The 22,553-nt window shown below is 48.4% G+C and carries 22 protein-coding genes; 7 read left to right on the top strand and 15 right to left on the bottom strand.

The window, feature by feature from the left end:
* Positions 1 to 92 precede the first annotated feature (92 nt).
* Positions 93 to 593 (top strand): DUF421 domain-containing protein, encoded by a 501-nt coding sequence (locus B5M13_RS17785; protein ID WP_245859367.1) that lies wholly within the window; start codon positions 93 to 95, stop codon positions 591 to 593.
* A 68-nt stretch (positions 594 to 661) separates the two neighbouring features.
* On the opposite strand, the gene B5M13_RS17780 is transcribed toward B5M13_RS17785, so the two are convergent.
* The 3 genes from B5M13_RS17780 to B5M13_RS17770 all read right to left on the bottom strand — a co-directional run bounded on the left by B5M13_RS17780 (position 662) and on the right by B5M13_RS17770 (position 3,953).
* Complete coding sequence (locus tag B5M13_RS17780; protein WP_080056946.1) at positions 662 to 2,134, bottom strand: DEAD/DEAH box helicase; 1,473 nt, start codon at positions 2,132 to 2,134, stop codon at positions 662 to 664.
* Between the two features lie 134 nt (positions 2,135 to 2,268).
* Positions 2,269 to 3,042, bottom strand: coding sequence for an SDR family NAD(P)-dependent oxidoreductase (locus B5M13_RS17775; RefSeq protein WP_080056945.1), 774 nt, complete (start codon positions 3,040 to 3,042; stop codon positions 2,269 to 2,271).
* 95 nt (positions 3,043 to 3,137) lie between these two features.
* Positions 3,138 to 3,953, bottom strand: a complete 816-nt coding sequence (locus B5M13_RS17770) for a phytanoyl-CoA dioxygenase family protein (protein WP_080056944.1) — start codon at positions 3,951 to 3,953, stop codon at positions 3,138 to 3,140.
* Positions 3,954 to 4,182: 229 nt separating this feature from the next.
* Between B5M13_RS17770 and B5M13_RS17765 the strand changes: the two genes are divergently transcribed.
* Positions 4,183 to 5,271 (top strand): BamA/TamA family outer membrane protein, encoded by a 1,089-nt coding sequence (locus B5M13_RS17765; RefSeq protein WP_080056943.1) that lies wholly within the window; start codon positions 4,183 to 4,185, stop codon positions 5,269 to 5,271.
* 64 nt (positions 5,272 to 5,335) lie between these two features.
* Here B5M13_RS17765 and B5M13_RS17760 read toward each other — a convergent pair whose 3' ends face one another.
* Complete coding sequence (locus tag B5M13_RS17760; protein ID WP_080056942.1) at positions 5,336 to 6,535, bottom strand: aspartate aminotransferase family protein; 1,200 nt, start codon at positions 6,533 to 6,535, stop codon at positions 5,336 to 5,338.
* 44 nt (positions 6,536 to 6,579) lie between these two features.
* On the opposite strand from B5M13_RS17760, the gene B5M13_RS17755 reads away from it, so the two are divergent.
* Positions 6,580 to 7,734 (top strand): hypothetical protein, encoded by a 1,155-nt coding sequence (locus B5M13_RS17755; protein WP_080056941.1) that lies wholly within the window; start codon positions 6,580 to 6,582, stop codon positions 7,732 to 7,734.
* A 248-nt stretch (positions 7,735 to 7,982) separates the two neighbouring features.
* The gene (locus B5M13_RS17750) at positions 7,983 to 9,665 is read left to right on the top strand and encodes a sodium:solute symporter (protein ID WP_080056940.1); all 1,683 of its coding nucleotides are present in this window, start codon (positions 7,983 to 7,985) and stop codon (positions 9,663 to 9,665) included.
* A 19-nt stretch (positions 9,666 to 9,684) separates the two neighbouring features.
* Here B5M13_RS17750 and B5M13_RS17745 read toward each other — a convergent pair whose 3' ends face one another.
* Entirely contained in the window at positions 9,685 to 10,881 is a 1,197-nt protein-coding gene (locus B5M13_RS17745; RefSeq protein WP_080056939.1) for a DUF4249 domain-containing protein, read from the bottom strand.
* Between the two features lie 229 nt (positions 10,882 to 11,110).
* On the bottom strand, positions 11,111 to 12,010 hold the full coding sequence (locus B5M13_RS17740; protein ID WP_080056938.1) for a DUF2911 domain-containing protein: 900 nt from the start codon (positions 12,008 to 12,010) through the stop codon (positions 11,111 to 11,113).
* Between the two features lie 64 nt (positions 12,011 to 12,074).
* Between B5M13_RS17740 and B5M13_RS17735 the strand changes: the two genes are divergently transcribed.
* Entirely contained in the window at positions 12,075 to 12,608 is a 534-nt protein-coding gene (locus B5M13_RS17735) for an NUDIX hydrolase (RefSeq protein ID WP_080056937.1), read from the top strand.
* 85 nt (positions 12,609 to 12,693) lie between these two features.
* Positions 12,694 to 13,113, top strand: coding sequence for a hypothetical protein (locus tag B5M13_RS17730; protein ID WP_080056936.1), 420 nt, complete (start codon positions 12,694 to 12,696; stop codon positions 13,111 to 13,113).
* A 62-nt stretch (positions 13,114 to 13,175) separates the two neighbouring features.
* On the opposite strand, the gene B5M13_RS17725 is transcribed toward B5M13_RS17730, so the two are convergent.
* From B5M13_RS17725 to B5M13_RS17705, 5 genes are all read right to left on the bottom strand, one after another.
* Positions 13,176 to 13,763, bottom strand: coding sequence for an O-methyltransferase (locus B5M13_RS17725; protein ID WP_080056935.1), 588 nt, complete (start codon positions 13,761 to 13,763; stop codon positions 13,176 to 13,178).
* Positions 13,764 to 13,858: 95 nt separating this feature from the next.
* The gene (locus B5M13_RS17720; protein WP_080056934.1) at positions 13,859 to 14,374 is read right to left on the bottom strand and encodes an O-acetyl-ADP-ribose deacetylase; all 516 of its coding nucleotides are present in this window, start codon (positions 14,372 to 14,374) and stop codon (positions 13,859 to 13,861) included.
* A gap of 97 nt (positions 14,375 to 14,471) precedes the next feature.
* Positions 14,472 to 16,148 carry a S8 family serine peptidase gene (locus tag B5M13_RS17715; RefSeq protein ID WP_080056933.1) on the bottom strand — a complete coding sequence of 559 codons (1,677 nt, stop codon included), beginning with the start codon at positions 16,146 to 16,148 and terminating at the stop codon, positions 14,472 to 14,474.
* Positions 16,102 to 16,800, bottom strand: coding sequence for a hypothetical protein (locus tag B5M13_RS17710; RefSeq protein WP_080056932.1), 699 nt, complete (start codon positions 16,798 to 16,800; stop codon positions 16,102 to 16,104). The genes B5M13_RS17715 and B5M13_RS17710 overlap by 47 nt, the downstream gene beginning before the upstream one ends.
* Before the next feature lie 15 nt (positions 16,801 to 16,815).
* Positions 16,816 to 17,745, bottom strand: a complete 930-nt coding sequence (locus B5M13_RS17705; RefSeq protein WP_080056931.1) for a LysR family transcriptional regulator — start codon at positions 17,743 to 17,745, stop codon at positions 16,816 to 16,818.
* A gap of 109 nt (positions 17,746 to 17,854) precedes the next feature.
* On the opposite strand from B5M13_RS17705, the gene B5M13_RS17700 reads away from it, so the two are divergent.
* Positions 17,855 to 18,832, top strand: a complete 978-nt coding sequence (locus B5M13_RS17700) for an EamA family transporter (RefSeq protein ID WP_080056930.1) — start codon at positions 17,855 to 17,857, stop codon at positions 18,830 to 18,832.
* Positions 18,833 to 18,911: 79 nt separating this feature from the next.
* On the opposite strand, the gene B5M13_RS17695 is transcribed toward B5M13_RS17700, so the two are convergent.
* From B5M13_RS17695 to B5M13_RS17680, 4 genes are all read right to left on the bottom strand, one after another.
* Positions 18,912 to 19,415 (bottom strand): hypothetical protein, encoded by a 504-nt coding sequence (locus B5M13_RS17695; RefSeq protein WP_080056929.1) that lies wholly within the window; start codon positions 19,413 to 19,415, stop codon positions 18,912 to 18,914.
* 92 nt (positions 19,416 to 19,507) lie between these two features.
* Positions 19,508 to 20,560, bottom strand: a complete 1,053-nt coding sequence (locus B5M13_RS17690; protein ID WP_080056928.1) for an acetate and sugar kinases/Hsc70/actin family protein — start codon at positions 20,558 to 20,560, stop codon at positions 19,508 to 19,510.
* A 103-nt stretch (positions 20,561 to 20,663) separates the two neighbouring features.
* On the bottom strand, positions 20,664 to 21,677 hold the full coding sequence (locus tag B5M13_RS17685; protein ID WP_080056927.1) for a hypothetical protein: 1,014 nt from the start codon (positions 21,675 to 21,677) through the stop codon (positions 20,664 to 20,666).
* A gap of 84 nt (positions 21,678 to 21,761) precedes the next feature.
* Positions 21,762 to 22,460: a hypothetical protein gene (locus tag B5M13_RS17680; RefSeq protein WP_080056926.1), complete on the bottom strand. Its 699-nt coding sequence runs from the start codon at positions 22,458 to 22,460 to the stop codon at positions 21,762 to 21,764.
* Positions 22,461 to 22,553: the final 93 nt, after the last annotated feature.

The raw sequence follows: 22,553 nt of genomic DNA, 5'->3' as shown, positions 1-22,553 counted from the left end.
GACCGTTTGCCGAAAAATGGTTCAACGGTAAAACCATTGGGGCGGGTTGTAGTTTACACGCTATTCTGACAAATCTCACCAGCTAATCGACTATGATGACCGAATTATTTGGCGATTTGCTTCATAAAGACGATCAATTGACTGATGGCCAAATGATATGCCGGGCGGTAGTGGCCTTTCTATTGACCATTGCGCTGGTGCGATTGGCTGGTCGGCGTTCATTTGGGATGCGTTCTCCCTTCGATACGGTAATTTCGCTGCTTTTAGGGGCAACCCTGAGTCGGGGTATTGTAGGCGCTTCATCCTTTACGGGTGTTCTGGGTGCAAGTCTGGCGCTGGTTATTCTACACCGCTTGCTGGCCTATCTATGCGTTCAAAGCCCTTTGTTAAGCCGTCTTGTAAGTGGTAATGACAAAGTACTGTTTGAAAATGGACATTTCATCCGCAGCCATATGAGAGCGATGCTGGTGAGCGAACAGGACTTACGGGAGGCTGTCCGGCAGGTAGGGCAGAAGGATAGTATTGATGACGTAAAAGCGATACTAATCGAACGAAATGGTCAGATTAGCGTCGTAAAAAAGGAGAAGTACTGATTCAATACAGGGTTCAATGGGGGAGGAGAAGATACGGTCCCTCATTGAACCCTGTATTGCAGAAATTTCTAGTAGTTCTTGTCAGAGCCGAAATTTAGAAAACGACTGTTGCCGCTACCACGACCTGGTTTGTTTTGAGGGGCACCCTGCTTTGAAGGATGCTGATTCGGCTCTGATGTACGTCCGAAAGAACGATTTTTATCAAACTGTCCGTCAGGTCTATTTCCCTGATTTTTGCTGTCGGAAGAATTCGTCGTCCGATTCGCATGACTATTCGGACGTTGGCGAGACTCCTGCCTGGCGGGGCTACCTGATCCCTTCGGTCGGGCACTCGGCTGAGCGTTCCGTCGGTTTTGGCCCTGACGCTGAACCGGAGCGGACGTTACAGCGACTGTCGCCATATCGAGAACATACGGATGGTCCGTAACGACAGGAACGTTTTTACCAATTAGCTTATGGATGTCTTTCAGATACGCCGTCTCTTCCGAATCACAAAAGGACAACGCAACGCCATCGTGGCCCGCTCGACCCGTTCGCCCGATACGGTGTACATAGGTTTCCGGGATATTGGGGAGCTCATAGTTTATCACATGCGAGAGCTCGTCCACATCGATACCGCGAGCGGCAATATCAGTAGCTACCAGTACACGGGTTTCGCGGCTTTTAAAATTCGAAAGCGCGCGCTGACGGGCGTTTTGTGATTTATTCCCATGGATGGCTTCAGCCTGAATCCCAGCTTTTTGCAGATCCTTGGCAACCCGATCAGCGCCGTGTTTGGTACGGGCAAAAACCAGGGCCGAGCGGATGTTTCGGTCATTCAGGATATGAACCAGTAGTTTCCGTTTGTCTTCTTTGCCTACAAAATACATCGCCTGCTGGATGGTATCGGCGGTCGATGAGACGGGCGTTACTTCCACTTTGGCGGGATTGTGCAAAATCGTATCGGCTAGTTTCGCTACATCGGGGGGCATGGTAGCCGAGAAAAACAACGACTGTCGACGTTCGGGTAGACGTGCGATGACTTTTTTGACGTCGTGAATAAAACCCATATCGAGCATACGGTCGGCTTCGTCAAGGACAAAGAACTGAACATCACGAAGGTTAATGAAGCCTTGGTTCATCAGGTCCAGCAAACGGCCAGGGGTAGCGATCAGCACATCAATGCCAGCTTTTAAGGCATTCACCTGAGCGTGTTGCGAGACCCCGCCAAAAATAACCGTATGGCGAAGGTTCAGGTGACGTCCGTAGGCGGTAAAGCTTTCGGCGATTTGAATGGCTAACTCGCGGGTTGGCGTCAGTACCAGTGTTTTGATGCGCCGGGGAGCTTTCGGATTTTTAACCCGGTCTTCATTGAGCAATTGCAGAATAGGAATGGCAAAAGCGGCTGTTTTACCAGTCCCGGTTTGCGCACAGCCCAATAAGTCGCGACGACGCAGCAAGATGGGAATGGCTTGTTCCTGAATGGGGGTTGGGGTGGTATATCCTTCTTCAGCAAGCGCTTTCAGGATAGGATCTATTACTGATAAATCGGAAAATTGCATGAATTGGTTGGACGTCGGCAGGCTAGGAAACTTGGTTTACGATAAGGTCTGCATCCAACGTCTTTATATAGTTATATGTCTAAAACTATAGTATGACAAATAAAGTGCCATTTATTAGCGGAATGCAAAAATGGTTATTCGTATATGCTGCCAGCGGTCTTTTCCACAAGTCCTTTAGGGAGCAGCCAGGCCATGAATTTTCCTGCTTTATTGAGTAAGCCCGTTACGACTTCGGCCTGCCCGGCTAAGGTGGCCTCAACGGCCTGACGGGCTACTTCCTGGGGCGTCATATTCACTTTTGCGGCTGCTTTCCGGCCTTTCTCACCAATTTGAGCCCGATCAACGAAGTTTGTATCGGTAGAACCAGGACATACACAGGTAACCGATACAGCTGAGCGTTTTAATTCCTGGTGCAGACCCCGGCTAAACTGGAGCACAAACGCTTTGGAGGCAGAATATAGACTAAGCCCCGGTACGGCCTGATAGGCTGCAGAACTTCCAATATTCAGAATGTAGGCTTTAGGCTGTTGTCGCAGGACAGGAAGAAACAAGTAGGTTAGTTCTACCAGAACCGTCATATTTACCGCCATCATATCTGTATGTTCGGCTAACGGATGCTTTTCAAAGGGCCCACTCAGACCATAGCCTGCATTGTTAACTAGCATCTGTATGGCATATCCTTTTTGCTGACACCAGGCAAGTACGTGTTGAGCAGCGCCCGTGGCGGCTAGATCGAGGGCCAGGAAATCTGTTTTGATTCCATGTTCGCTGGCTAGCTGACTGGCTGCTTCCCGGAGCAATGTTTCAGAACGGGCAACCAGCAATAGATCAAATTTTTGCCGGGCCAGTTCTGTCGCAATGGCTAAGCCAATGCCCCGGCTGGCTCCTGTAATGAGGGCGTAGGCCATATAAAATGATTTAGCTAAGTAAAGTTATAGGGTTATAAAGTTGCAGGCTTTGCCAGGAGCTGCTTACAACTTTATAACCCTATACTTTATAACGCTTAAATATTGACTTTAGAGATAAAGCGGTGATAGAACGGCGTTTTGCTGTTCTCATGCTTAGGCATATACTTACCCGTTACGACAGGTACATACATCACGCGTCGACGGCTGGCTTCACCAAAGTAAGGCGATTGCTGTGCCCGGTGCCAAAGCCGTCCGTCATGTACCGACAGGTCACCTGCATTGATGTCGAAGCCCACTTCATGCTTATCTGGCTCGTTGTCGACGAAGTATTTTTTGCGGAACAGCATTTTAAGAATACCCTGTTTGTGGGTGCCAGGAATCACACGAAGTCCTCCGTTTTCGTAAGGTGTCGCATTGAGGTGTATGCCTACGTTAAGCATGGGCATAATGCGCTGACCGAGGAAAATGTCGCGAGGGCTATCCGTATGCCAGCCCATTTGCGAGAACTTACTGTTGGGGGTACGAACGTAATGGTTCAGAATAAGACCATCTTTTTCAATTTCAGCAATGCGGCCCTCATAAGGTTGCAACAGGTCTACAACAGCCTGAAGGCGAGGGTCCTGCAAAAATTCATGAAGAGCTGTGCTGTGCTGCGACAGGAAGCACATGCGCTGAATCATAGGGTTCCCTTCTTCGTCCTTACCAAATTTTAGTGGAACGCCATTTACCTTATCACGCCCTTCGTCGAGCCATTGTTTTTCGATCCGCTCCGTTTCACTGATAAAAAGTTTAACTGTTTCGGGCTCAATGAAGTTACGAAATACAATGACACCATATTTGTTGAAAAACTGGCGTTGTTCTGGAGTGATAGATTCGCCTAACGTAAAGGGCGGTAAGTTTAATTTGCTCATATCGGTGGTTTACAAATCGGAGGTTCCGTAGTTGATGCCAACCCATTGGCTGCCCCCTATTGAATGGGTGCAGACTGTGTCGGTTAATAAAAGCCCAAATCTACGAAATTTACAATTTTAGGATTACTTTGCCGCAATTTAATTAATGCGAGTTTAATTAACGGTTAATTCGTTTACAGTGTCAGTTTTACTTGATAAAAGGTTGGTTTTGCTGTTAATCAGCCAATTAATGGGCCTGGGACAAGCACTTCGAGCGCAGCCCGACAGCCTCCGTGTTCCGCGCGAACCCATTCCCAGTCAGCTAATTCGTACCCGAAATACGCTGATTTTGCCGCTGGTAGCCCGTTCTATCGAAACAGACTGGTCGTTTGGCCTGGCTGGATCCTTTACATTTCGGTTTAATCGGCATGATACCATTACCCGTACGTCAAACACTCAGGCTCTTGCATTATACTCCCTTCGGAAACAATTTATTGCGGCAGTGAATGGAACAACTTATTTTCCGGGCGAACGAATTATCCTAAATTATCAATTGTCGTACAGCTATTTTCCCGACCGATTTTGGGGACTTGGTAAGGATGCTCCTGATGAACAGGTAGAAGCCTATATTTTTAAACAATACTACATTTATCTGCATGCCCAACGTAAACTTAAAGAGCGCGTTTTTGCCGGATTGGTTTACGAATACCAGCGATTGCTGGATGTCGACTATCAGTCGGGAGGACTTTTCGATCAGCAGCAGGTGATTGGCCGTCAGCCGTACCACATTTCCGGAGCTGGATTAAGTCTTACATACGACTCCCGGAATAATGCATTTGCACCCGATCGGGGTGGCTTTTTACAGGTGTATTTCAACCATTTTAATCCTGCACTTGGTTCAAATTTTCGGTATACCAATTATGTGGTCGATTTTCGACGTTTTCTTCGGACATACCGACAGCAGGTATTGGCCATTCAGGCCTATGGATTTTTCAATGGAGGCAATACGCCCTTGCGAAGTTTAGCCAGCTTTGGTGGGTCTAATAGTATGCGGGGCTTTTATGATGGGCGTTATCGTAGTGAAGATCAGATTGTAGCCCAGGCTGAGTACCGGGTGCCGTTGTTCTGGCGATTTGGGGCTGTTGGTTTTTTTGGGGTTGGTAACGTAGGCGACAACCTGCATGAACTGAATTTTCAGGAGCTTAAATACTCATTTGGTGGTGGACTCCGACTGGCCCTGAATCAGAAAGAACGCTTAAACCTTCGTGTCGATTATGGTTGGGGCATTGGCCAGAGTGTGTCGAACGGCCTGTATTTTCAGTTAGGTGAGGCATTTTAAAATTTCTTTTCAATAGGATGTACAGCCGAAACGTCGGCCCGGCTGTACATCCTGTCGAAGAAAATCAGTCCATTGCTTCCAGGATCACTGTACAGGCTTCCCGAATCTGTTCTTCGGTAATAATCAATGGGGGAGCTATTCGCATGGAATTAGTACAAAACAGGAACCAGTCGGTTATAATACCCAGACCGTTTTGGCTGTTTGCTATGGCACGGTCGATAATGGGTTTCAGGACGTCAAAAGAGTCGAATTCAACGGCCAGCATCAACCCTTTACCACGGATTTCCCGAATGGCTGCATGCCTTAACAACTGCCTGAATAATTGTCCTTTAGCCTCAGCCTGCTCATGCAATTTTTGCTCCTGAATGATTTGTAGCGTGGCCAGTGAGGCAGCACAGGAAACCGGATGTCCACCGAACGTTGTGATATGACCGAGAATCGGATTATTTTTAAACACACTCATTAATTCATCTGAACTGATGAAGGCTCCAATGGGCATGCCGCCCCCCATGCCTTTGGCGCAAAGAAGGATGTCGGGCACAACCGAAACGCCCTCAAATGCCCAGAACGTACCCGTGCGTCCGTAACCCGTTTGAATCTCATCAAAAATCAATAAAGCACCTGTTTCGGAGCAGCGTTGACGAAGCGCCTGAAAATAGGCTGGCTCCGGCACGCGGACACCTGCTTCACCAGCGACAACTTCAATAATCACGGCGGCCGTTCGAGTCGTAATTTGGCCGAGGTCGGTTGGGTTACCATGTCGAATATGACGTATATCGGGTAGGAGTGGGCGAAAATTTCGTTTAAAATTTTCATCCCCCGATAATGACAGGGCTCCCTGTGTAGACCCATGATACGCATTAAAGCAACTAATGATCTCGGAACGCCCCGTGTATCGCTTCGCCAGTTTCATAGCCCCTTCAACCGCTTCGGTTCCCGAATTGGTGAAATACACATTGTTTAGGCTTGGAGGTAACGTTTGGGCAAGTGCCTGGGCAAGCTGGGTTTGAGGAGTTTGGATGTATTCCCCGTACACCATCAGGTGCATGTACTTATCCAACTGCTGGTGGATCGCTTCCAGCACACGTGGATGCCGATGCCCAACGTTGCTTACTCCGATGCCCGAAATAAGGTCAATGTAGCGGCTGCCATCACTTTCGTATAAATAAATACCTTCGGCTCGTTCGATTTCCAACCCTAATGGAAAATCGGAGGTCTGAGCTATATGCTGAAAAAATAATTGTCGGTGTGTAACCGTTTGCATAAAGAAATATAAACGCCAATTCTTCAACCTTAACGTCTTCTATTGTGAAAACAGTTCTATTTCTTTTATTCCTATGCCCATTTCTAGCCCAGGCACAGCTTATTAAAATAACACCAGAAGACACCTATCGCAAACACTCTTACCTGCTCATGCGTGACGGCTCGGTTGTACGGGGACAGATTGTCCGACAGGATAGTTCGATCATCAGTGTTCGGGTTCGGGGTGGTGATCTGTCTTTTGTAGAGGCTGATCAGGTCGTGAAAATACTGGCCGAACGTCCGAAGGACGACAATTTGATCATTAACCCATCTGCTTCCCAAACGGTTTTTGTCTTAAAAGATGGCACGCAGTTGCCGGGTACGTTTGTCCGTAAGAATGAGACCATGATTACGGTGCGTAAGCAGAATGGACAACTCACCTATTTTGAACCTGAATTGCTGCTTCGGGTCGATACAGTACGGGCAGGGGGAGATGAAAAGGGCCTGACTACTTTGGGTAAACCCGCCTTCGCTAATCGATTTTGGCCGTTTCTCCCGCTTACCGCTACTGCTTTTAACGCTGAGAAAGGGAAAGGATATTATCGGAATGCGTTGTTACTGCTCAATGAGTTTCATTACGGAGTTACCCAAAATTTGAGTATCGGGGCTAGTGTGAATCCCTTTATCGATGTGTTTGAACGGGAAAATATGGCGAGAGAAACTGTTTTGAGTACTAATTATCGTTTCTTTTCGAAGCTGACATTTCCTATTGGTGATCAGTTCCGATTTGGGGTAAATGTGACGTATCAGCCCCGACAAAAAGGTACGCTCTTTTCAATGCCTCAGCAACTTCTTTTACATGGTTTGTTTTCGTTAGGAAGTAACCAGCGCAATGTAACACTGGGTTATGGCATGCGACTTTTGCCTGATTACACTGTTTACAGTAAGACTCCGTTTATATCGGCTGGCGCTATGCATAAAATCAGCCGTAATCTGACCGTTTTAAGCGACAATGTATTCTATTTGAATCCATATCAAAGTAACGCTAGTGCAAACTTGTCGCTGGCATTTCGCTTTGATCGACGTCGACACGCGTTCGATCTGGGAGCTTTATCGGTTATACAACCCCGGCTTGCATACTATGGAATGTCGACTAGTCCGAGTACATACAGCTACTTCTATCCCTATATTGCGTATAACCTGCTTATTGGGCGTAACTAATTCGGATAGAGTCTGGCATTTCGTTTGTAAAGGTTTAGGAGAAATAAGCCATTCCTGTAGTTAATCGGAGTCGATACATCTATTTCTGCTAATTTCGCCGTTATAGATCCGACGACCCATTCATTCATGACCCGTAATCCAACTGATTTACCTCCTTTCGTGCGTTCCTGGCCACAGCTTTATGCTATCGTTATCGGTAGCCTGGTTGTCGAAGTGATTCTATTTTATGGTTTAATGCGCTGGTTATCATGAGTATTCTTGATTGGGGCGTATTAGTGTTCACGCTGGTGGGCATCATTACCTATGGCATTGTTCGAAGTCGGGGAAGCCGGAGTATGAATGATTACCTGCTGGCCGGTCATTCGCTGCCCTGGTATCATGTTGGGCTGTCGGTGATGGCTACGCAGGCCAGTGCCATTACGTTTTTATCGGCACCGGGGCAGGGCTTTACCGACGGTATGCGGTTTGTACAGTTCTATTTTGGACTCCCGCTGGCTATGGTCGTCTTATCGGTAACGTTCGTACCAATCTTTCACAGACTAAAGATTTTTACTGCCTATGAGTTTCTGGAATCACGTTTCGATACGCGGGTTCGCACCCTGACGGCGGGCCTGTTTTTGCTCCAGCGGGGTTTATCAACAGGTTTGTCGATCTATGCGCCTTCCATTATTCTATCTACTATTCTGGGCTGGAACATTTACCTGACCAACTTGATTATGGGGGGTATCGTGCTGGCCTACACCGTTACCGGGGGAACCAAAGCCATATCGTATACCCATCTTCAGCAAATGGCCATTGTGACCTTTGCCATGGCATTGGCAGGTTACCTGACCGTGAAGCTATTGCCCGATGGAATTGGCTTTGTTGATGCGCTGCACGTGGCGGGTAAGGCCGGACGGATGAACCTGATCGACCTGAAATTTGACCCAAACAGCCGATACAACATCTGGTCGGGACTGATTGGGGGCTTTTTTCTGCAACTCTCGTATTTCGGTACCGATCAGTCGCAAGTGGGGCGATACCTCACGGGCGAAACCATCGGACAAAGTCGACTCGGCTTATTGATGAATGGCCTGTTGAAAGTTCCAATGCAGTTTTTAATTCTGCTGGTTGGTGTGCTGGTGTTTGTCTTTTATCAGTTCAACCCCTCGCCCATCTTTTTTAACAAACAGGAAACCGACCGATTAAAACAAAGCGCGTATGCCCGCGACTATCAGCTTGCCGAAATCAAGCATCAGAACCTGACCGTCCAACGGCAGCGGGCCGTCCTCGATATGCAAGCAGCGCTGCAAACCGACGATCAGGCGGGGCAGGAAGCGGCTGGAACGCGGATTCGAGAAACTGACGAAGCGCTAAAAGGTGTTAAGACCAATGTGACGAAGCTCATCAAAAAGGCCAACCCTGCGGCTGATACAAATGATGTGAATTACGTATTCCTGCGATTTGTACTGGATTACCTTCCGCATGGATTAATCGGTCTACTAATTGCGGTCATTTTTGTGGCTTCGATGGGGTCGATAGCGTCGGCGTATAACTCCCTGGCATCCAGTACCGTTGTGGATGTGTATAAACGCCTGATTCGCCCCGATGGCGACGATGCTTTTTACGTACAGGCATCGCGCTGGGTTACCATTGGCTGGGGTATTTTCTGCATTATCGTGGCTCAGTTTGCCAATCAGTTTGGCAGTATGATCGAAGCCGTCAACATCCTGGGGTCCTTATTTTACGGGGTTATTCTGGGTGTTTTTGTCGTCGCTTTTTACGTCAAATCCATCGACGGGAAGGCCACGTTCTGGGGGGCTATTATCGCTGAGATTCTGGTCATTCTGAGCTGGTACTTCGACCTGACTGCTTTCCTGTGGCTGAACGCCATCGGGTGTCTGCTTGTGGTAGGAATTGCGTGGATATTGCAGCGTATATGGGGACGGTAGGCCAATAAAACAGCACCAATTAATCGCGCCAACCAAGTGGCTTGTTGGGCGTACGGCCATCACTCGGTACACAGGTAGCCGTTGGGTAATCCTTTGAGCCATAGCCTCCTGTATTAAAGGGCTGCGAGGGGGGGCGGTTGTTCAACGCGATAAATAAGCCCGGCGGACGACCCGTTGCATCCTTTCGGTCGATCCAGTCCAGCGCTACTGACACCGATGAGGCCGTAAAGTAGCCAATCACGCTTTCATGTTCATTGGCCACATTGCGAATATTTCCCACTAACCCCGTTGGCGGAGTCGTCGCCACGCCCCCATTATTTTGGGTCTGTTCTTCTACCGTCCGGTAGTACTGGTAGGCTGCCTTCGTAAGTGAGGATTGACGAAGCTGAACCAAACAACCATTCTGCTGGTAAAACGGAATCTGGGCCACTGAACGGCCTAAAATCTGCCCGCCATTACTATACACATCGTCGAACACATTCGTCGTATAATTGCGCAAAATCTCCCAGCATTGGGTACGACACTGGTAATCTGAGACAAAGTACCCATTATCGACTTTCTGACCATAACAATCTTCGATGATAATTGGCGGGTTTCTATCCAGCAAGGCGATCACATACTCATTATTAATACAAGTACGACACCAGTCCTGTTTCTCCCATAGCAGCCAGTCCCAGCGATAATAGTTGTGCTGATTGGCAGGGTCTTGAAAATCAATGGTTATTTCATGTGCCCCCCGGTATTGATTAATGGTGCCATCGCCAAGGGTAGCGGGTAAACTGGCGGGGTTGAATTTTGTATGGACGCGGTCAATGGCAGGGACTGGTACCATCACTTCCGTTGTTGAGCGATACTGCGTACCATCCGAGAGGGTAAAGCGCAGTTGGTAGGCGTGGCCGGGTTGTGCCCGAAAACCCGCTGGGGAGCGGTAGGCGCCCGCTGTGTCGGTCTCGGTAAAGACCAGTATCTGGGTTGAATCAACTACGACCTCGACTCGGGCTTTGGTGATGGGCAAGCTGCCAAAACGGCCAGTTAACGAATCGGATTTGGCACGGTTGATATGGATTTTCTGGTCTTCATTGAGGTTCGTCAGTGTTCCATCGACTACTATGACGTTGACCCGTTGCGTTAAGGGAGTCTCCAGCAAATCGACGCAGGCGGTTGGTAAAATCAGCGTCGTTAAGCCAACGAGTAAAACTAAACTAGCAGCACGCATAAACAAGAAGGTGTAGAGTAAGTAAAATACGGTATGTGGAGTGTTCTACTTATTCCAGTTGATTTCTAGTTAATTGTCAGGATTTGGCCACTAGCTAACCTATAAGTAACTAGTTGTAGTCACATTCGTTTACATGAAGCTCATTGTAGCTAAGCGCTTAAAAGGGTTATAAACACAAATGCAGGCCAATTTGACCTGCATTTGTGCTTTCGGAAAATGGAACTTCAGATTATGCTTTTTTCTTGCCTTTGCCTTTGATGGCTGGCACGGCTGGTACTTTGGCAGTGTATTCTGAAATGCTTTTCTCAATGCCATCCTTAAAGAAAGGGAAAGCGCCATCAGTAGACGACTGACCGAGTGAAAGGGCTTTTTGTGCCAATGGCAGCGCTTCAGCATATTTGCCCATCTTGCCCAAAATTTGTGCCTTTACATACAGGTTCCGGTAATTTTCGCCCGCTGCAATCGACTGATCGATCCAGCTTAACGATTGCTCCAGATTCCGACCTTTTGAGAGGTTATAGCTGGCGGCAGCCTGTAGCACAGCTGGGTCGTTCGGTTTTTCGGCAACAGCCTTATCGACGTTGGCGGCAGAATTGGCCGCTACGTCTACTTTTAAGTCGGCAACGGCTTTGATGTTAGCCCAGATGAAATTCAGTTTGGCGGTGCTATCAGTTACATCGCTGAAACCGATGGTAAAGGTTTCCACTTTCTCACTGTTCTCCATCGGCGTCAGGTTGACACGAAGCGCGTCTTCCTCCTGCTTATACGATTGCTCGGTACTCGTCTTGTTTTTGCTGAAAATCAGCGTTGCCGAACCTTCCTCGGGTATCGACAGAATAGCATAGCTACCGGCTGCAAGCGTTTTGCCGTTAACCATCACATCGGTTGTGGTTGTAAATAGGGTAGGTGAGTTGGCTCCTGTTCGCCACACTTTACCCAGTGGTACAAACGATGACGTAAAAGGCTGACGACCTTTCAGGCTTGGACGCGAATAGGTTATGGTCATGTCGGTAGTGCCGACCGTTTGCATAACGGAGGCACCAGGGCTGGGAGAAGGCAATTTGATTTGCGCGGTGGCTAACTGAGCTGCCAGACAGAGCGTTACGGCTGTAAGCGTTAACTTGTGCATAATAGTCGATAGAGTATTGAAAAAACGGTAGCAAATTGCAGTTTTTACCTAACAAAAACAACGAATGTACCGCCAGCCGTTATTAAGTTTACTTTACCAGCACACCCCATCCGATTTCAATGAAAAGGCCATGACGGAGGCCACCATTGCCTTTGTTGAACAGCATCCGGATTGCTTTGAACGGTCGTTGTTGATTGGACACGTTACCGGATCGGCCTGGATTGTAAGCCCCGACCGCCAGCAGACACTGTTGATTCATCATCGCAAACTGGATCGTTGGCTGCAACCGGGTGGCCATGCCGACGGCGACCCCGATGTGGCTGCTGTAGCGCTGAAAGAAGCACAGGAGGAAACCGGACTCCAATCGGTTCGTCTACTCAGCCCGGCGATTTTCGACGTAGATGTGCACACCATTCCAGCGCGGAACGCTGTGCCCGAACATCTGCATTATGACATTCGATTCCTGTTTGAAGCTGACCCGGAAGATGTGTTTGGGGCTTCTGACGAACGAACAAATATTCAATGGTTTTCTCTGGAAAAAGCCACTTCAATAGCCGATTCAGAGTCGATTTTGCGATTGCTGCGTAAAAAGATATAAGAACTATAAACATAGTAGCTATTTTAATCGTTTTTTAATCTGACGAGGTATTAACTTTGCTTTACAACAAAACCAGAGAAAAACGATGAAATCGCTAACCTTTTTGCTTGTCGGCATCGGCATTCTGTCGATAGCTGGTCAAGCCAATGCTCAGACAAATCGGGATGATGGTCAGAAAAAGCCGTTGAATAATCCCATGTATTCGACCGCCAATTATAAGCATCCCAACATGGCGGCTGCTGCCAGTCGATGGGAGAAAAAGTCAGGAGTTGCCGTTCAGAAACCTTCTCCTTCGGATGCTCAGCTAGCAAACTACAAGAACCAGCACCCAGCGGTACAGCCAGTTGGTGGCGTTTCAGTTGATCATACGCCTTCCATGAGTCTGGCTGACCGAAACTATAAAATTCAACGGGTGAGTGAACCCCGCGAATCGTCGACTGCTACGGAGTATATGGTCAAAAAACGTACTAAGAAGAGCGATAGTACCGCTGTTGGGGAAGACTAAGTAATTCTATACTCATTTCTTAACGAGCCATCTAGCGAATAGATGGTTCGTTTTTTATGGGGTTAAATGCATTTCCAAATCAGTAATTCGCCATTCCCTATTGGCACTAAGGACGTGTCGAGGCCGGGTGTTTGCCGTACTACACTCGTAAATTCAGCGAGTTCGGCTTCATGCGATACCGCATTATCAACGACGAGCAACCCACCGGGCCGTAAAAGCCTGAGCAGTTGATTCAACCAGCCAGCATACTGACTTCGTTCAGAATCCAGAAAGATAAAATCAACGCTATCCGATGGGCAGGTTGGTAAATAGGTTTCGGCTGGAATCACGATTTGGGTAATGAACTCATCAACGGAAGCTGTCTGAAAATTAAGGCGAGCCTGATTGACTTTCCAGGGATTCATCTCGATGGTGGTTACATGGCCACCCGTACAGCGTGCTGCATCAGCCAGCCAGATCGTCGAATAACCATTTGAGGTGCCGATTTCGAGGATATCTTTTGCTTTGGCAGATTTGATGAGAATGGATAGGAATGGGCCCGTATCGGGTGTAATATTGAGCATTCGTTCACTACGTTGAGCCGTCTGCTGATCGTTGGTTTTGCCAAATTTCGCCAGATCTTCCAGAAACCTGTGTAAAGTCTGATCCATACCGAGTTGCCTGTTCAGGATGGAACACGGATCATTATGATGATTATGATTTACACAGATCTTAAGAAATCATAATCATCATAATGATCCGTGTTCTATTCATTTTGCGAATATAGCCTTTGCTCATAAAGCGTTAGATTATCTATATCGAAGCAGACAAAGATAACCTCCTGAATGGATGTTTGCTTTTTCAGGTAATTCCTGACCGCAGTGATGGCAACTTCAACGGCTTTGTCCTTGGGATATCCGTAAATACCTGTACTGATATTCGGGAAAGCGATACTATTCAGGTTTTCCGCATTGGCGATTTCCAGCGATCGTCGGTAACAGCTTGCCAGCAAATCGGCTTCGCCATGCGCTCCTCCTCGCCAGACTGGCCCTACAGCATGAATGATGTAGGGAGCAGGTAAACGATACCCTCTGGTTAGTTTGGCATCACCCGTTTTGCAGCCGTGTAACATCCGGCATTCGAAAACAAGTTCGGGGCCTGCCGCCCGATGGATAGCCCCATCTACGCCACCACCACCCAGTAAACTGGTGTTGGCTGCGTTTACAATGGCATCGACTGCCTGCTTGGTTATATCGCCCTGAATGACACGGAGAATTGGCATAGCTTTGTATGCAGTTTATGGTTTTCAGTGTACGGTAGGCTGACGAGTAAACACTTTACTCGTCAGCCTACCGTACACTGAAAACCATAAACCTTAACTACTGTTTTACCAGCTTTAAGGTACGTTTTTTATCGCCAGCTATGAGGGTCATCACATAAACACCAGCCGACAGGCTTAAATTGGGAAGACGGAAAGCCGCCAGCCCTGGTGAAACATACCGATTTTGCCAAACTATCCGTCCGGCCATGTTGGTCAATGTGGCATCGAGCGGTGTATTTTCCTGGATTTCGCCCCACTGAACGCCCAACGATTGCTCGTCGCTGAAGGGGTTTGGGAACACTGACAACTCTTTGTAAGCGTCTGAAAGGGACGACGCCCGCTCAAAATTGGGAATTCCATAGCCTAATTGGTCATTGGGTGTACCATACTGACTACCGGATCGACGGAGGGCATCGGTGACCTGAGCGGCCGTCAGGCGTGGGTGGGCCTGCCAGAAACCGGCCACCAGACCAGCAATTAGCGGTGTTGCAAACGACGTACCGTTGCCAGAAGCAATTGAACTGGTTGGATAGCCCACAATTGTTCCGAGTCCCTGGGCATCCAGATCGGGCTTCACCCGACCATCGGCCGAAGGACCGAATGAACTGAATGATGCCCGTTGCCCAGTTGTACCAACCGCACCAATTGCCAGTACAGAAGCCGCATCGGAGGGAGCAGACAGGTAATGCCAGCTACTATTCCCCTCGTTACCAGCCGCTACCACCACTACCATACCCGTTTGGGTAGCGATTTCGGCTGCCCGACTTGAAAGAGCCGTTTTCCCGTCCATATTCTGGTACGTATAGCTGGTCGATGCATCGTCGAATTGTGTATAACCCAGCGAAGAGCTAATCACATCGACGCCAGCGCTATCCGCATATTCGGCCCCGAACAACCAGTTGGCCTCTTCAATCTGGCGTTCGCTAGCGGCATCCTCAGTACGAAGCAGAATAAAGGAGGCTTTGTAAGCTGTGCCATAAAGCTGATAATCGGCTGTGGCGGCAATGGCCGACAGGCAGGATAAACCGTGCGAGTCATCTTCATACACACTGGCTTCTTTTTTGACAAAATCGTAGGTGGCCAGTATGCGTTTGTCGTCGAAAACAGGCTTTAAAAAACTGACTTTGTCGGCATTCTGAAATCCGGCATCGAGTACAGCTATCAGCATACCTTCGCCATGATAGCCCTGCTGGTGCATTTTATCGACCCCAATCTGAGTGATCTGCGCCAGGGATGAACCATAGTTGAGTGGTTGTACATCCCCAAATTTGTTGATTGCACTGACTTCGTTAACGAATTGTACTACTGAGTCGGTAACACTAACCCGCGCATTCGCCAGCGAACGACCAAACTCCAGCCCTTTCACAATCGGCAATTGCTGAATTGTACCTATTGTGGCCTCGTTGGCTTCGACCAGAACGGCATTGAGCCAGCGCGACGAAAACCAGATTTTGGCACCGGCCTGCTGAAGTTGTTTGACGTAGGCAGGGTTAACGGGCAAATCGCGCTCCAGAATAGTTATATTTTGCCGCTGTCGACGGAGGATCGACCGTTGCGAAAGGAACTTGTCGGGTTGGTTCACACTGTAAGGCGAATTGGCCTTGTCGCGCAGTAGGACCAGGTATTTTCGATTCTGGCCAAACGTATCAACATGACTCAGAATGATGAGCATGAGTAAACCAGCTAAGTTAGTCAGTGCCGTATGTGCGGATACGGTAAATCTGTTGAGTACCATAGTCAATCAGTTGATGCCCAATGCAGGTTGGCGAGGCTGTACAAAACTGCACATGGGTACGTTCCTTATACACTAATCCAATCCCTCGGGCATACACGTCCATGCGTTTGTCCTGCGATACCAGCGTAGAGTCATCCTGAGCAATGACTGTTACGGTATTGTCGAATTGTTTTGCCAGTACGCGGTAAGGCTGTCCGACGTTGCGGACTACATATAGATCCGCGCCCGCACCAGAAAGTTGGTTGCCATTCCAGCTTGATTGATCGCTGATTGGAAACAACAAGCTAACAAAATCCCTGCCGTTTTCCGAGCGTATGGCCAGGTTATTGACTAACCGGACCGACCATACCGAATCGGGTTGCCAGGGTTGCGTATCGTCGCTTCGTTTGTAGCGCAATAGTCGGTAAGCCTGTTGCCCTGTTACATCCGTATACGCCTGCCCCACGAGTTCTTTTAGCTGATAGGTTCGCTGAACTGGCGAGTCTGCTGATGTAAATTGCTTTTCCTGTACGTCGTAGATCCAAAATCGGCCCGTTTCGAGTGGAAAATAGGTATAATCTGGCGAGGCTGGCTCCTGTAAAGAAGGTGTACAGGTTATTGATAAAAACAGAGCAAGGCAACTAAGTGCCTGTGTAAGCAGACGAAGAAACATGGCTATTGTAATGGATTACGCAAAGCAACCAGACGTGATTGCTGCCGTACATGCATAGCCTTCGCGCTCGCTCATGTACGACGCCAGTTGTTCGATGAAAGCTGTTGTGTAGGGCGGAAGCTGTTTGGTTTTCAGGGTAGCCGCGTACCAGGTACGAAGAATCCGCTGCTCCGTAACCCGAACAGTGGTCAATTGCCCCGATTGAATATAGGGTTTTATAACCCAGGTCGGCAGAACAGCTACCCCCAAGCCCGCTTTTACCATCTCCAGAATGGCTTCGGTCAGCGTAATCTTATAGACTTTTGGTGGTCGGCGATGCTTGAAAAACGTCATAAAATTGGAGCTTTCCTCATCGGGAATGTTATACATGATGTAGTTGTAATCGACAAACTCATCGATCTCAATCCAACGACGACTGGCCCAGGGATGGTCGGGAGCAACAACGGCAACAAACTCGTCCTGAAACAGGGGCGTGTAGGAAAATTTAGGGTTTTCGTCGCCTTCGGTAATGGCTACGTCAATTTTATTGGCTAGCAAATAGTGATCCGCAGCATGAAAAGGGGCTTCCAGCTCAACCTTCACATCCACTTTTGGATAAATGGTCTGGTATTCCCGCAGAAAACCAGCCAGCCAATGGTAGGAGGTATAGCATTGGGTACACAGGCGTACTTCGCCCGATTCGGGATCGGTAAGGCAACGAACTTTCGCCCTGGTTTCGGCTACTTCCTGAAGGATTTTCTCAGCGGCCTGCAACACCACTTCGCCTGCCTGGGTGAGCAGCATTTGTTTTTTATCACGAATAAAAAGCTGGGTATGGAAATAGGCTTCTATTTCCTTCAACTGGTGGCTTAACGCCGATTGCGTAAGAAAAAGACGATCAGCGGCTTTGGTCAGGTTACCACTGGCCGCTACCTCTTTAACCATCTGAAGATGCCTGATTTCCATGATGAGCAGAATTCATGATTTCTACAAAAATAATTCGCTTTACTCATGAATCAAAGTGCACTACCTTTGGCCTCTTGATCAGTAAATAACACCTGAAAAACGAAAAGCCATGAATCAACCAACCCAAAAAACTGTATCGCCACTTCTGGTTATCAGTGCGTTTGCTATCGTTTATATTGTTTGGGGATCTACCTATTTTTTTATCCAGATGGCCATACAGGATTTCCCGCCGATGCTGATGGGGGCTATGCGATTCCTGGCGGCTGGTATGCTGATGTTGCTGTGGGGATTCCTGAAAGGCGAGCCGCTGTTTAACAAAAAAAGCATGCTGACTTCGGCAGTAGTTGGTGTCCTGCTGCTGGTCGGGGGCAATGGGGCTGTGATCTGGGTGGAGCAGAGCCTGCCGAGTGCACTGGTTGCTATCATGGTGTCGTCGGCTCCGCTCTGGTTTGTCCTGCTGGATAAGCCCAACTGGAAAACGAATTTCAAAAGCCAGGCCACGCTGGCCGGGTTGTTGATTGGTTTCATCGGAGTGATTTTGCTGTTCAGCGAACAATTGGGCGATTTGTTCAGCGGCAATGCTAATCAGGCTGAAACGATATCCATGCTCCTCCTGATTGGTGGTTCAATAGCCTGGTCGTCAGGTTCGCTGTATTCAAAGCACCATCCATCGGAGGGAGGGTCAACGGTCAATGTAGCCTGGCAAATGATCATAGCCGGGTTGGTATTTTTGCCCGCCAGCCTGCTCAATCAGGAGTACGAACGGGTTCAGTGGGGACAGGTGTCCGGTCAGGCCTGGCTGGCGTTGGGGTATCTGGTGGTGTTTGGATCGATCATAGCCTATAGTGCTTACGTTTGGCTGCTTCAGGTGCGCCCGGCTACGCAGGTCAGTACCTATGCTTATGTGAATCCGGTTATTGCTGTTATTCTCGGTGTTTTGTTTGCCAATGAGCCTATTTCCTGGACTCAAATTGCCGGACTGGTTGTGATTCTGGGGAGCGTATTGTTGATAAACCTTCCGAAATACCGACAGGAACGGGCCGCTAAACAGATAGAAGCGAACCGTTTGTCGATTGCCAGTGAGTAGTAGACGAGCTACGCTATAAGCCTAAGTACGAACTTTCTCTGATGGGGTTTGCGCTAAGTTGAATGTATATTGATACATGTCAGAAAATGCGGCTCCAGGCGAAGCGAATGATAAGTAGAAGGGCCACAAACCCAACGACAATGTAGGTAAACGGGATGTAGGTAACGGCGTAAATGCGGGTCCGGTCGATGAACCACATAATTCCTATAACCGCAGCAATCAATGTCAGAAAGCCCGACAGCTTTCCGAAGCCTGGTATGTAATCGAAAGGGATTTTTCGCCTGATCAGCATTAGGGTGGCAATCATGGTGAGTATGGGAAGTACCTGAAGCGCCAAATTCATATCCCACACACTCTGCCGCTCGAACAGAAACAGGTAAAGGTTCAGCGTAACGGCAAACACCCCTGGAATGCAGGCCAGATATACCAGCACAGCATACACATACTTCCACTTAATAATTTCTTCGGCCGTGCCCCCCGACCACAAATTCACCAAAAAAGCTCCTGTCGGTATGGCCATCAGAAGCATAAACAATAAAGCAGGCTGGCCCGAAATGGCCTGAAAAACATCACGGAGGGTCATGGGAAGGAAATGATTGAATGCTAGAATGACTGAATGATTGAATAGAGGACATATTTCCAATTCAATCATTCAGTCATTCTAGCATTCAATCATTATTTTAGTGTCAACAGATAGCCGATGGTGAAGTTTGCATCCCAGTCGAAGACGAACTGGTTGCAGCCAGTGGCGTCGGCAATAGCTTTGTAGACGTTCAGCCCAGCTTTCGATTTGGCACTTTCCAGTTTATAGGCTGATGGGGCATCGAGAACCGTATAGCGCTCTTTGCCTTTCCGAACCGACTTGGCCAGTTCGAAGGGAACGCCACCGATGATAAAACAGGTTTGCCGATGGTCGGAAGGCACCTGCTTTGCTTTCGCTTTTACTGCATCATACACGGTAGCATCGCTGGTACCTTCACTGTAATATTTAGATCCGTAGGTTTCCAGAGCTTTGATAGAGCCACCTTCTTTCCATGAAATTTTGGTGTTGCCCGATCCAATGTCTGTCACAAACGAGTTGCCTTCGTAGGAGTCTGGCAGCACTGCTCGTAGGGCCAGACTACCTTCCTGTTCGGGCGTTACTGTATTGACAAAGTAGTTCAGCGATTTCAGCACTTTGATAATTTTCTGGGTGCCTTCAGCTTTCACAGCCCCAGAGCTAACGACGAAATGGATATTCCGGCCACCCACGCCAAAGTCCAGCATCTTGCCGATATAGCTTTTCAGGCCAGTCCGCACGTCGTTGTCTGTAGCCATATTTTCCAGAACGAGGCTATTGCCAAACTCAGCTTTTTCGAGCTTCCAGCGTTTCTGATCGTCAATCCGAACAACGAACGAATTGAATCCACTGGCCCCTAATTCAACCACACCTTTCAGAACGCCATTCTGGGGTTCGGGCGCCGTGTACGAAAAATTCGCCTGGGGCTGGCTGCTGCTCGCTTCGTCCGATGAACCGGATGAAGAAGCACTCGACTCTTCGGTAGCTTCCTCGGCCGTCTTGTCGTCGGCGCGTGGCATGGTTTGCGACTCTGTGTACTCCTTTTCTTTGTCTTTCGACTGAAGTTTCTTCAGAGCATCGTTACCACCAAAGTAACGGAACGCGAAAAAGATAGCGGCCAAAATAAGGGCCGTAATAAGCAGCCGACCGGCTACGGTTAATCGTTGCATAGGAATGTTAATTTTGAATGATTGAATGAGTGAATGAGTGAATGGAGGGAGAGGCTGTGAATATTATTCAGGCATTCGATCATTCACTCATTCAAAATTGAAATTAGTCCAGCAAATTCTTATAACCAGCGTCTTTTTGTGGGGCGGGGCCGAGGTTAATGGTTTGGGGCGGGGCATCCAACTGAACCATCTTGAATTCTCCTTTATTGTAGGCTTCCAGCAGGGCCTGACCTTTGTCGGACAGGATACCATTCTGAATATCGACTCCATTGATAAAGTCCATCGACAGGTCCATGGCCCGCTTCATTTCGCCCAGCTTATTGCTCATATCATCCTGGATATACTCCATCGACTGGTCGAAATAGAACTTCTTGTCGGGATCGCCTTTGAAGATGCTGACCGCCGTTTTCAGCGCGTTGGAACTCTCTTTGACGATCTGGTACTCGGTCTCTTTCAAACGAACCTTAATTTCCGTTTCCTTGATAATATAGTCGGCGCTCTGGTTCACTTTTTCCATAAAAGCCAGCACCTGTTTCATGTTGCGTTGCAGCGGCAAAAGCTTCTCGTTCATTTCCTGAAGGCCAGCTCCCTCAATGGTAGCGAGCTGAGCCGCTTCGCGCATACCCGGCTTTTCGGTCATTGAATTCGCCTTGTTCGCTTCCGCAAATTTCTGCTTGATGGCTTCATTGTTTTCGTTGATCCGTTTGTTAAGCTTTACCAACTGCCCGGCCAGCGTATTAATCTGTCCCTGCATTTTTTCGCGCTTATCTTTCAAATCCTGAACATAGATTTTCATGATCGCGATAGGGTTCAGTTGAATGACCGTACCTGTAAGGCTGCGCATTAGCGATTTGAACAGGAAGAAGATCGCCGTCCGAACGTCTTTGCTGGTGAAGAGGAAGATCAGTACGCCCAGCGCACCCAGCAATAGCGACAATTCAAGTATATTCGAGGTTGCCCGAATCAGGAATTCCAGAATATCGTTGAGGTGCCAGAGGCCAAAACCAGCGATTCCCGCCAGTACAATCATGCCCAGTACACCCTCGGGGCGGTTCCAGAACGATTTCTTTTCGGGACCGGAACCACTACTCAGTTGAGAAAAATCAGGAGTTGCCATGTTTTGATGTATGATGTAAGATGTGTGATATAGGATGTAATAGTGTTGGTATTAATTGACTACATCCTATATCATACAACATATCTATTGGTTTAAGTACTGTGTCATTTTGGCGATGTCGCCTTTAATCTGATCGACAAAGTGCGCAAAGGTGGTTTCGTAGTTTTGCTTATTCTGCGTTATTTTACCTCCCTGCTCTGTAATTTCTCCGCTGATACTGGTCAGCCGGGCTGTGTTGGCGTCGATCTGCTTCTGAATCTCGATCAACTGTTTTGCCAGCGACTCATTTTCGGCTTGTAGCCGCTTCTGTTCGTTCTGCAAACCGCCGACACGTTCAGTCAGGGCCGCTTCTACGCTTTTGCCAAAGCCATCACGATCTTTGTTGAGCGCTGCAATATAACCATTTGCCGTATTGGTCAATGTGGTCATATCGGTACTGCCCCCCATTGCCTTAAAGCTGGCCCAGGCTGCCTGATACTGCTTGTCTTCGGGTAATCCCAAGTTCGACAGACTGCGCAAGGCTTCCCGAAACTCAAAATAATCGGGGCCGGGCGGATTGTTCTGCGCCAGTACAGTAGCAAAGTGCTCGGCAAACTTTGAGTCGACAGAGCCGGTTTGGGCTGGGGCTGGAGCCTCCGGCCCTGAATTCGACGGCGTGGGAGCTGGTGGTCGGGGCGAAGCTGGTCCTGTGGTTGGCGCAGAGCCCGTTGCAACGCCCTGTTCATCTTCCTTGATGAAGAAACTCAGAATTTTACGCCCAATGGATTTATCAGATTCTGGCATAGGAGTCAGTCAATTATGTGAAAGACAGAACAATGTTACAAGGTTCGGCCGAATCCCACAATATCAGATTAGGCCGAACGGTTATGGGAATGG

Origin of the sequence: Spirosoma aerolatum (assembly GCF_002056795.1) — a bacterium.
GTDB lineage: Bacteria > Bacteroidota > Bacteroidia > Cytophagales > Spirosomataceae > Spirosoma > Spirosoma aerolatum.
This window is presented reverse-complemented; position numbering and strand designations above follow the sequence as displayed.